We start from the raw sequence: 11,319 nt of genomic DNA, 5'->3' as shown, positions 1-11,319 counted from the left end.
AGAGGCTTATAATGATTCGTTTAATGCTGATTACGGGCTTGTGCCACGGTTACCAATGTTATGCATTACTTCAAGACACACATTACTGGTCCTCATTAGAGTTTCCTGTTGATTTTAATCCAACAGGAGAACATACTGCATTCATGGATCGTTATATTGAGGTTATTAAAGAAATAACAGATTATGACCAGTTTCGATTTATAGATTTAAAAGGTCAAGAATTTTTTAGGGCAGTAAGACAAGGAACCGATTCTGTAGTAATTGGCAATCTACAAAACAAAAAAAATCAACTTTATGTTCAAGCAGGTCTAGAATTAAATAGAAATCAGTTATATCTGTCTCAAATAAGTCTCAATAGAGAAAATGGAAATATAGAAAAACCGAATAAACCCGTAATTCGGGCTGTTGCTCCTATATACGATACCAACCAAACTAAAATAGGGCTAGTAGTCATTAATTTCAAAATGAAACGGGTTCTTGACCAATATAAATCAAAAATTGCGGATACGGAATTATACCTTTTAGACGAGAAGCAACAAATTATCAGTTCTTCAAAACATACAGAAGATTTGCCTTACGAGTCAAGCACTAATGACACTTTGATAAATAATACTTTAATTTCAAAAATTACGGAAATTAAGACAGATAGCACCCTAGTTTATGATGATTATATATGGAGGATACAACCGATAATTTTAAATGGAACAAGTTTGTCGTTTGATTCAAATTCAAAAAAATCTTTAGAACTTATTTCGCCTTCGAATTGGGTATTGGTGATGGAAATACCACCAAGTTTCATTAAAGCAAGCTTACAGGGTTTGATTGATAGTCTTATTACTTTTAATATTATAACAATCATTGGCTTATCTGCATTTTGCTATTTATTTCAAAAAAAGAGAGTAGAAAAAGAACAATTTTACAAAGAACTAGAAAGTAAGAATTTGTTACTGATTAAAAGTAAAAATCAACTAGAAGAAAATAATGTGATTGTTACCGAAATGAATAATAGCTTGGAGATTCGAAACAAGCAATTAAGTAATTTTAATTATTTAATTTCTCACAATCTTAGAGCTCCTGTAACAAGTATGTCTGTTATCGTAGAAATGATTGGAAAAGAAAAAAATCCTAAAATTTTGAATGAGCTTCTTCCAAAACTAGAGCAAGTTTCACAGAGCATAATGAATCTCACAAAAGACATTAATGAATATGTATCTATACTAGATAATAAAGAAATAAAAATTACTGAAATAAAAATTAAGGATTTAATATTTGAAGTTAAAAATGAATTTACTGAAATATTACTTAATGATCGTAGCTTTGAAGTTCTGCTAAATTTAAAAGCTTGGGATCATTTATTCTATTCTAAATTCTATTTGCAAAGTATTATTCACAATTTCATTTCAAATGCAATCAAATACCGAAGAGATAATATCACCTCTCATATTCAATTTGAAACTGCTTTCGAAAAGAACCATAAGGTATTATATGTAAGAGATAATGGTATAGGTTTAAATCTCGATAAACACGGTGACAATGTATTTAAGCTTTATAAAAGATTTCATAGAAACATCTCAGGTAAAGGTATGGGTCTTTTTTTAGTAAAGTCGCAATTAGAAGCTCTCAACGCAACAATAACAATTGATAGTAAAGTGGATTCAGGTACAACTTTTAAACTAATTTTTGAAAAATGATAGAAAAACCAAACATTTTATTAGTCGATGACGACGAACTTTATTTATATCTAATGGAAAAGACCATCCAACTATTATCTAAAGATTTAAAGGTAAATAGTTTTACTGATGGCGAACGGGCAGTTCAATATATTACCAAATGTACCGAAGAAAACATAAAACTACCTGAAGTTATATTCCTTGATATTAATATGCCTTTTTTAGACGGTTGGGGATTTTTAGCAGAATTTAAAAAGCTGAAAAATGAAATTGCAAACCATGTCAATATCTATATGGTAAGCTCTTCGATGCGTGAAAGTGATATTAAAAGAGCATCAGATTTTGAGGAACTTACCGGGTATGTCGTTAAACCAGTAAACAAGGTTCAATTGTCGGAAATATTCGAAAAAATATATCACGAAAACTGGTAATGCTTCGTTTATAACTATTATTCTATTTTAAAGCAGATTCAGACGTCTCATTAATTCGGGTCTGTTAGAGCGGCTTATCGGCACCACATTTTTAGCAATTAACACACTATTATCTTCAATATCAATAATCTTTGTAAAGTTGATGATATATGATCGGTGTATCTGTAAGAATAATTTTTCAGGTAACTTTTCCTTAATTTTCTTCAAGGTTGTATGTACTTTGTATTCCTCCTTTTCAGTTTTAACATCTATATAATCACCTTTGGCTTCAATAACCAAAATTTCATCGAGTTTAAGTTTAATCAATCTTCTGTCGATGTTGATATATAGATCTTCACCTTCAATTGAATCTGGTTTAGGCTCTGTATTACCTTTTGGCTGCTGCGTATTTAAACTCGAAATCTTTTTAATACTTTTTTCAAATCGCTCTTGAGTAATAGGTTTCACCAGATAATCTACAATACATTCATATTCATAAGCGGCTATAGCAAAATTGGTATCTGAAGTAGTTAAAACAATGTTAGGCGGATCTTTCAATGTCTGTACAAAGTCAACACCACTAAAACCTGGCATATGAATATCTAAAAATATCACATCGATATTCTGTTGGTTTAAAAACTTAATTGCCGAAATAGCATTATCAAATTCTTCAATGACATCTAGTCCCGGTATTTTCGAACACAATTGTCTTACAATTGCTCTTGCCGTAGCCTCATCATCGATTATAATACAGTTCATTTAAATTGTTTTAATATATGCTTCAATGGTTTCCAAAACTTCGTTAAACTTCGATTCACTACCATTCTTACCCTCTAATAATTCCATTTCATATATAACAGCTAGTTTATATGAATTCTCCATACCTAAAATATTGAATTTATGTTTTAGCTTATGAACAATTTCAACGGTAGATTTTACTCTATTATTAGATACATGCCCGTGATATTCTTCCTTTTCTAAAGGAAATTCATCTTTGATAATATTGATAAATTGATTTCTAAATTCAATATCATCACCTGCAAGTTCATCGACGTAGTTAAGATTCGGTTGCTCTATCATGAATTCTTTTTTAAAGTAATATAAAAAGTAGTTCCTTCATTTTCCGTTGACTCTAACCAAACATCACCTTCATAAAGAACAGCAATTTTCTTAACAATTGCAAGTCCTATACCTGTCGCATTGTTTGTGGTTTCAAGCTTTTTGAACATTTGAAATAAGCCTTTTTGATGCTTAGGTGCTATGCCCTTACCATTATCGGTTACGCTAAATTTCCAATACACTTCATCTGGTTCATAACCAATTCTGACAAATCCTTTTTCTACCCCTTCAGTGGCGGTAACTGCGTTAGTAAACAAATTCATGAATAACTGCTCTAACCGTGCTCTTTCAAAAAATATTTGAGGCAAATTATTAGCATATTCAAATGTAATATTTTCAGGTACATAAATAGTTTTCTCAATTTCCCTTAAAACATCACCAACATTAAACGACACCCTATGTTCTTTAGTTTCCCCCATAGTTGCATGGTTTAATATGCCGTTAATCAATTTATCCATTTTAGTAAGATTCTGAGATACCAAAAAGCAATTCTCTTTACTGGTATCAGAAAATTTCTCTTTTTCATCATCCATGATCCAACTCATCAATGCATTAATATTTCGTATCGGAGATTTTAAATCATGTGAAACCATTTGAGCATAATTGTTCAAAGATTGATTTTGAAGTTCTAAGTTTTTTAATAGTTTATCTTTTTCTGCGGTCATCTCAGAAACCTGAAATGCTAAATTGCCAATATAAGTAGCTAGGTGCTCAGCATTAAACTCATTTTTTATATTTTGACCAAATAATTCCTCTTCATTTAAGTTCTCCGTTAAACTACGTATTGCATTTTCTAAAGAAGTTAAAATGCTTTTCTGTTGAAGAGCTTCATTTTGTAATTTCTTATTCGCTTCATATAATTCGTCTGAACTTATAGTCGAAGCTCTATGTAACATCGACAACTTATCATCATAATTTTCATACGATTTTCCTATAGCCTCTAAAAACCTTGCCATTTCTGGACTTGATTCGAGGTCATCTGAAAGGTACTTTCTAAGTTGTCTTTTTAATAAGGAATGCATTATTCACTAAATAAAGTTAAGGTCATTGTCTGATTGTGTAATTTACATTGATCTTGACCACTAAATGGTGCCATTTCGCCGTAAGAATAAAAGCCACTAATAAAAGTATTATCTCCTATTACCGATTTAACTTCTTCTATCTCTTCTTCAGTTCTCTGATCCATTACAAGTTTACGGCCAATACAACTTATTAATAATGCCAGTTCCTGATCTTTCTCTCTTCCTTTCTTTGCCAGCTCTGCTGCATGAAAAGCACCATTTACAATATCGTCTACCGACGACATCATTGATTGAACCTTCGACCCTTCTGGCACATCACCAGCTAAAATCATTGTATTTTCATCATTATCAATATTAAGTATCGAACGTACCAAAGGTTCTGAATCTTCTGTTGTTCGAACACTTATCGGGTAAAGTAATGCAGATTTCGGCAATTCGTTGGCTTTTTCACCCAAGTACGTTTTATAAAGATCTAAGGCTGGTTTGCCATCAAGTTCATATAATATATTACCTATAGATTTGGTTATAATTCTTTCAGGGCCGAATGGCGTCCACCCTCCATAATTAGAACTGGTTATTTCTAGCGTTTCGCCATAAAAACCAATAGCAACAATCTCACCTTCCTTAGGGTTCTCATTATAAGAGGTTAAGGTTTTTTCAAAAAGATCATCATCGCCGCAAAGACCACCCGATAAACCTATGCTTGTTTTTTTTATTTTTTCCAATCCATTAATTAGTGCACTACCATTAACCGAACTACCTTCAGAAATAATAAATAAATGCATTAAATTTTCTTGAGTAAATTCTGCCATTAAGCTTTCTCCTAATCTTTGATCGTCATTTTTATAATCATTAACGTTTCTTCGTTTTACTAGAACTGTACTTTTCTCAAATTCAATAGCGGTCAAAACAATGGTGCCATCTAAAACTGTATCATCAATAATTTCACCTGAAGTAGTTCCAAAAACTATATGTCCGTCAGGAAATAAATTCTTAACCTCAGCATATATATCCTCACTTTCTAACATAAAGCGATTACTAAAACCAAAGGTTCTTTCAGTAGTATTCCCTTCTCATTAAATGCAAAAGATTCATCCGGTTTTTTAATTGCCTGAACTATTTTCATTCGTTATTTTTTCAAATTTCATTCTTATTAATTGTAAAATGGAATTGAGTCCCTTCCCCTACCACACTATCTATCCAAACTCTACCATTGTAGCGGTCAACAATTTTTTTAACTATTGAAAGTCCAATACCAGTAGACCTTTCATTATTACCAATAGATTGAAATATGTCGAATATTTTTTTATGGTACTCTTCGGGTATACCTACACCATTATCGCGAATGGTAAATTGCCATTGGTTACCTATATCTTTAAAAAGCACCTCTACTGTCCCTACTTCTCTTTCGATATGTACTACAGCATTACCTATTATATTTTGAAAAACTTGGTGCATCTTAATTCTATCTGCAACAATAGTTGGAAGCTTTTCAGGAACCATCAACTTTACATGCTCTGGAATATAAATTGTTTCTCCAATATCAGAAATAACACTATTTAAATCTACTTTAGAATCATCAAGTTCAGAACTATTGGCTGTGGAGTATTCCAAGATCCCATGAATCAACTTATCCATTGATGCCACTTTTTCTTGCATAAGCTCCAAATTCTGCCTTCCTCCTTCATCTAAAACATCTTTATAATCTTCACTTAACCATGTGGCAAGTGCACTAATACTTCTTAAAGGGGATTTAAGATCATGAGAAACAATATGTGCATATTCTTGAAGTCCTTGATTACTGTTCTCTAAATCTTTAAGCAATTTCTCTTTTTGAAATTCTAGTTGTTTTTGATCAGTAATATCTAAGTGAATACCTATAGATCCAATTATAGATCCCGAATCATTATATCTTGGGGCACCACTAATTAGCCAATGTTTAATTTTATTATTCTTATCTGTAATTTCAACTTCATAAGAATCTGATTTTCCTTTTAAGCGATTTTTATTCTTCTTTTGAATGATGTTAGTCCCTTTAAACTTGACTATCTCTGAGGCAATTTTACCTATTAGCTCATCACTTTCGTAACCACTCATTTCACAAAAACTCTGGTTTACCATTTGAATAATATCACAATTATCCACTTCAACTAAACCGAGGTTCATATTAGCAATAATACTACTATACTTTTCTCGTTGTGTTTCTAAATTCTTTCGATAATTCTTACTTATGGTCACGTCATGATAGGCCCATAGATGACCTTTATAGGTACCATCGTTATCGATAGGTATAAAATCTCTTTCTAAAATTCTGCCATCGATCATTTCAAGTTCATCAGATAACACTATTTCTCTTTTAGCAAGAATTTCTTCTATTCTTTTTACAAACTTCTCAGGATTCTTGAAATAAATTTTATTTTGTTCTTCAGAGTCTTCACAATCTTCACCAATTAGTTCTTTCGGTGTAGCCTTAATATTGAATATGTTACAGAACATTTGGTTGGTTAAGGCAATCTTACCATCCTCATCTTCTAGAAGCACACCTATCTGTAAATTTGATATTAATGCCGATAGTCTATTCTCTGAAGCTTTCAACTTTTTTTCAGCTTCAAGTTCTTTTGATATATCTTCAATTATAGCAACCTGGTAAGCTGTTTTAATCTCATTATCTGAGATAGCGGTCATCATAGTTTTAGCCATGAACTTAGAACCATCTTTTTTAGCAAACTTTAATATCGTAGTAAACTTGTCTAAATCCCCAGCATGCATCTTATCGATTAGGTCATACTCGCCGATATCATTATCAGGTTCTGAAATTGCTTTTAAAGAAATATTTTTTAGCTCATTCTCTTTGTAACCTAGCATTTCAACAAAAGTATTGTTAGCCTTTATAATGCTTCCATTTTTAGCCAAAACAATTCCTAAGGGAGAATTTTCAACTATAATATCTAATTGTTTTTTCTGCTCGGAAACCAGCCTTTTTACTTCCGATTCGTGTGTTATATCTCTAATAATACCCTGTGCCGCTATTGGTTTACGATCTTTATTATAAACAAGACTAGCATTTATTTGCACGAACTTTTCTGTACCATCATTTAAAATGATTTTTGCCCTATAATTTTTAAGTGTACCAACTTCCATCATCGACATCATCGATTCTTGTGTATACAATAAATAATCTGGGTGTATGAATTGAGAAAGATTTACCACCTCGGAAGTATGATTAAAACCCAAAAACTCTTGGGCCGATCTATTCATATTAATAACATTGAATTGTAGATCCATTACCACGTAAGGGTCTATAATATTTATAAAAACCCCATCTAGCTCAGATGTTTTTTCGCTTAATAGGTTTTTAAGTTTACTATTTGTCTCCCTTAAATGATGAGTAACATCATAAAGCTCTTTAGATTTATCTTCTAAAATTCTTTCCGCCTGCTTACGTGCTTTCTTTTGTCTTTCCAGAGCCTTTTTCAGGAGTATAACTTCCTTACTATCCATTTTGTACGATATCAAATTTTACTTCCGTACCATCTTCTTTCAAAAGTTCGTAGGTTATATCTGCTTTACCATTAAAGTGTTCAAAAGATTTTTCAATTAAGCCTTCTGCTAATCGATATAACCCTCTAGTTGAGGAATAAATCATTGATAAAGAAGTATCTGTCTTTTCAAGTATTTTAAACGTCGGTAATTCTGCCTCTGGATATAACTTTTTAACGTGTACGTGTATGTGGTCTTCGATAGAATATAATAAATCTATAGGTGATCTATAATTCTGAATAACTTCGGGATGGGCATTACTTAAACTAGAAAACAAATAAAGTCCGAAGGTATAAATTAAATCTCCTGCCGGTAAATCTACCTCTTCACTTAGCTGAGTGATTAGTGCAACCATTTCATTAAACTCATAGGTAGCGACTGATGTATAGATGCCCTCTGATGGTAAGTTAGATTTTTCAATAATATTGTCAACAGTTTCCAGACCAAATTTAGTCTCAACCATTTCTAAAAACTCCGTAAATACGATTCCCTTCATTTGAAATTATTTAATACATTTCAAACGTAGGAAAATTAATACGTAATTAACTAAAATTGTTGTGAAATGCCATTTTCTGTTAACCTTTCACTAGTTGATTAACACTCCAGTACTCTAAAACAGCGTTTAATTTGTACTCGTAGTCTTCATATTTTAATGGCTTAATAACGTAACCTGCAATACCTGCTTGGTAACACTTAAGCAAATCGGCCCTATTTTCTGATGTAGTTAAAATGACCGTTGGTAAATATTGCAACAACTCATCTTCCTTCAGAATAGAAAGAAATTCTATTCCATTCATTCTAGGCATATTTAAGTCTAAAAGGATAATGTCTGGTAATTTCTCACCAGATCTTAGATAACTTAAGGCTTCTTCACCATTTTTCGCCTCAATGATAGCATGTTTTAACTTTAGTTTAGAAACGGTACGTTTCAACTTCATTACCTCGATTAAATCATCTTCTATTAATAAAATATCCATTGCATATATTTTGATACTTCAAATGTCAAAGTATTGTAATCATAATATTAGCTACAGTAGATGAATGGCAATTTACTGTCGGTGAGTGGTAATTATATACAGATGAATTATTTTTACAATTCCTTTAAAACAATCGTTCTGGGCTAAAGGCAGCAATATCCATAGAGGTTTTTTTATCATTTATTAACTCAGAAACCAACTTACCTGTTGCGGGACCAAGACTCCAACCCATCATCGCATGACCAGTAGCTATAGTTAAATTTTTAATGCTTGTAGATTTACCTATATAAGGAAGGCCATCTGGGGAAACTGGGCGTAGTCCTGTTTTAGCGCTTTCTATTTCAACGGAGTTAATTTCTAATTCAGGATAAAAAGAATGTGCCCCTTTAGCAATTGCCAACACACGCTCTTTTCTAACTATATTATTATTCCCTGAAAACTCCATAGTACCGGCAAAACGTGTAAAACCATTCATAGGTGTCACCGCCATTTTAGCTTCCATTAATATGGCAGGTATCGATATACCTGTATTTCGCTCTACATTAATACGGTATCCTTTACCGCCTTGTAGCGATAGTTTTAAATTAAGCTTTTTAGAAAGCTCGCCACTCCAAGAACCAGCAGCTAAAACTACCTCATCGGGTTGGTATATGTTTTTATCGGTATTAACTTTCTTAATATTCCCGCTAGCAGTTTTAATATCGAGAACTTCTTCATTAGTTTTTATAACTACGCCTTGTGTCTTTAAATAATTCAACAACTTTGGCATAATCTCTGTCGGTGTCGTATGGCCGTCACACTCATAATGTATAGCACCTTCAGCATCAATATTTACATTAGGTTCTAATTTTTGCAATTCAGATTTATTCAATTCAGAAACTTCAAGTCCTTCAAAATGTACTCTTTCTGCTACTTGCTTTTCATGTAAATAGCTTGCCTCTGTTTTGTATAACATTAATAAACCTTTTCGTTCTAGCTGAAAATCACCTAAATCACCAGAGTTTTTAATATCGGAAAACAATTCTCTACTGATAAGATTGATTTCTTTGATGACGGGAATTGCTTTTTCAACTTTAGCGAGAGTAGATGATTTATGAAAAAACCACGACCATTTTAAAAAATCTATATCAAGTCTTGGTTTCATATAAAACGGACTTGCAGAATTAAACATCATTCTTATACCCTTTGCTATCATACCTGGAGATGCTAAAGGAATAATATGGCTAGGAGTTATATAACCTGCATTTACAAAAGAAGCTCCAGAGGTAATATCTCCCTTGTCTATCACCGTTACTTGATGCCCTTCTTTACTCAAAAAATATGCAGAGCTTAACCCAATTATTCCTCCTCCTATTATCACAATGTTTTTTGTCATTCTACTTTCATTTAATCATATTTCGTTTGCGTAAAAGAGCCTCCAAAAAATAATAATCAGCATAATTAATTGGTACGTCTATTTCTGAATCCATAGGAAGATGACCTGTAGAATGTTTTAATAAAAATCCTTCATTCGTTCCTACATCTGCCAAATAAGGTTCCTTACTTAAAGTTCCAATAATTGTATTCGCCTCTGTTTCATATGTTGTTTTCAAACCGGCATCTACAAAAGTACTAAGTTCGTATAAAGCAGATGCGGTAATTGCTGCCGCAGAAGCATCTCGTGGTGTAGTTTTGGTAACTGGAGCATCATAATCCCAATAAGGAACTTTATCCTCTGGTAAATTTGGATGATTCATTATAAACGATGCAATATTTTTAGCATGATCTAAATACTTCAAATCCCTTGTTTCTCTGTACATTACTATATAACCGTATAAACCCCAAGCTTGCCCCCTAGCCCATGCAGATTCATCTTTATAACCTTGTGCTGTATTTCGCTTAAGCACTTCACCAGTTTCAATATCATAATCCAAAACATGATACGAACTAAAGTCTTTTCTATAATGATTGTTCATCGTAGTATCGGCATGAGTAACAGCTATCTTATAAAATATTGAATCTCCAGAAATTTTAGTAGCCTCGAACAGCATTTCTAAGTTCATCATATTATCAATAATTACCGGGCACTGCCAACGATCATTAGATTCCCAAGATTGTATGATTCCTGCCTTTGGTTTAAAACGCGAAGAAAGCGATTTGGCTGCTTGAACCATCACTTTTTCATAACCCTCATTATTCATATACTTTAAGGCATTGCCATAACTATTACCTATCATAAAACCTAGATCATGGGTACCTTCCCAATATTGCAAAGTATCTAAAAGTTTGGTATAGTATAAAGCCCTATTCTTCCATTCTGTATTTTTGGTTAAACCATACAGATACCACATGGATCCAGGGTGAAATCCGCTTGTCCAATCATAAATACCTACGGTGTGTAACTTACCATCAACAATAGTTCTCGGCATGGGATTATCAGTATCTAAAAATGGAATAGAGTAATGATATAAAAACTCATATTGGTCCGTTAGCCTTTCTAAGATTATGGTTTCATTTACAGATTGTGATTGTTGCCCATAGCAACTACCTATTGAAATGAATATCGTAAAACAGAAAACACTAAAATTTTTCATTTATCTTA

11 protein-coding genes are annotated in these 11,319 nt (G+C 32.4%); 2 read left to right on the top strand and 9 right to left on the bottom strand.

The window, feature by feature from the left end; all coding sequences use genetic code 11:
- On the top strand, nucleotides 1-1,691 hold a 1,691-nt coding region (locus AAC084_RS18965), incomplete at its 5' end, for an ATP-binding protein (protein ID WP_339841861.1).
- A complete protein-coding gene (locus tag AAC084_RS18960) occupies nucleotides 1,688-2,101 on the top strand; it encodes a response regulator (protein ID WP_339841860.1) in 414 nt (137 codons plus the stop codon). The genes AAC084_RS18965 and AAC084_RS18960, both read left to right, overlap by 4 nt.
- A gap of 27 nt (nucleotides 2,102-2,128) precedes the next feature.
- On the opposite strand, the gene AAC084_RS18955 is transcribed toward AAC084_RS18960, so the two are convergent.
- The 9 genes from AAC084_RS18955 to AAC084_RS18915 all read right to left on the bottom strand — a co-directional run bounded on the left by AAC084_RS18955 (nucleotide 2,129) and on the right by AAC084_RS18915 (nucleotide 11,311).
- Nucleotides 2,129-2,839 carry a LytTR family DNA-binding domain-containing protein gene (locus AAC084_RS18955; RefSeq protein WP_339841859.1) on the bottom strand — a complete coding sequence of 237 codons (711 nt, stop codon included), beginning with the start codon at nucleotides 2,837-2,839 and terminating at the stop codon, nucleotides 2,129-2,131.
- The gene (locus AAC084_RS18950) at nucleotides 2,840-3,160 is read right to left on the bottom strand and encodes an Hpt domain-containing protein (RefSeq protein WP_339841858.1); all 321 of its coding nucleotides are present in this window, start codon (nucleotides 3,158-3,160) and stop codon (nucleotides 2,840-2,842) included.
- Nucleotides 3,157-4,221: a HAMP domain-containing sensor histidine kinase gene (locus AAC084_RS18945; RefSeq protein ID WP_339841857.1), complete on the bottom strand. Its 1,065-nt coding sequence runs from the start codon at nucleotides 4,219-4,221 to the stop codon at nucleotides 3,157-3,159. Before AAC084_RS18945 ends, AAC084_RS18950 begins: the two co-directional genes overlap by 4 nt.
- Complete coding sequence (locus AAC084_RS18940) at nucleotides 4,221-5,249, bottom strand: FIST N-terminal domain-containing protein (protein ID WP_339841856.1); 1,029 nt, start codon at nucleotides 5,247-5,249, stop codon at nucleotides 4,221-4,223. The genes AAC084_RS18945 and AAC084_RS18940 overlap by 1 nt, the downstream gene beginning before the upstream one ends.
- A 109-nt stretch (nucleotides 5,250-5,358) precedes the next feature.
- Nucleotides 5,359-7,722: a PAS domain S-box protein gene (locus tag AAC084_RS18935; RefSeq protein ID WP_339841854.1), complete on the bottom strand. Its 2,364-nt coding sequence runs from the start codon at nucleotides 7,720-7,722 to the stop codon at nucleotides 5,359-5,361.
- Nucleotides 7,715-8,257, bottom strand: coding sequence for a heme NO-binding domain-containing protein (locus AAC084_RS18930; RefSeq protein ID WP_339841853.1), 543 nt, complete (start codon nucleotides 8,255-8,257; stop codon nucleotides 7,715-7,717). Before AAC084_RS18930 ends, AAC084_RS18935 begins: the two co-directional genes overlap by 8 nt.
- 79 nt (nucleotides 8,258-8,336) lie before the next feature.
- Nucleotides 8,337-8,738: a response regulator gene (locus AAC084_RS18925; protein ID WP_339841852.1), complete on the bottom strand. Its 402-nt coding sequence runs from the start codon at nucleotides 8,736-8,738 to the stop codon at nucleotides 8,337-8,339.
- Between the two features lie 124 nt (nucleotides 8,739-8,862).
- Complete coding sequence (locus AAC084_RS18920) at nucleotides 8,863-10,113, bottom strand: FAD-dependent oxidoreductase (protein WP_339841851.1); 1,251 nt, start codon at nucleotides 10,111-10,113, stop codon at nucleotides 8,863-8,865.
- Nucleotides 10,114-10,120: 7 nt separating this feature from the next.
- Nucleotides 10,121-11,311 carry a glucuronyl hydrolase gene (locus AAC084_RS18915; RefSeq protein WP_339841849.1) on the bottom strand — a complete coding sequence of 397 codons (1,191 nt, stop codon included), beginning with the start codon at nucleotides 11,309-11,311 and terminating at the stop codon, nucleotides 10,121-10,123.
- Between the last annotated feature and the right edge of the window lie 8 nt (nucleotides 11,312-11,319).

It is taken from the genome of uncultured Maribacter sp. (assembly GCF_963977385.1).
In the GTDB taxonomy this organism is placed as follows: domain Bacteria; phylum Bacteroidota; class Bacteroidia; order Flavobacteriales; family Flavobacteriaceae; genus Maribacter.
This window is presented reverse-complemented; position numbering and strand designations above follow the sequence as displayed.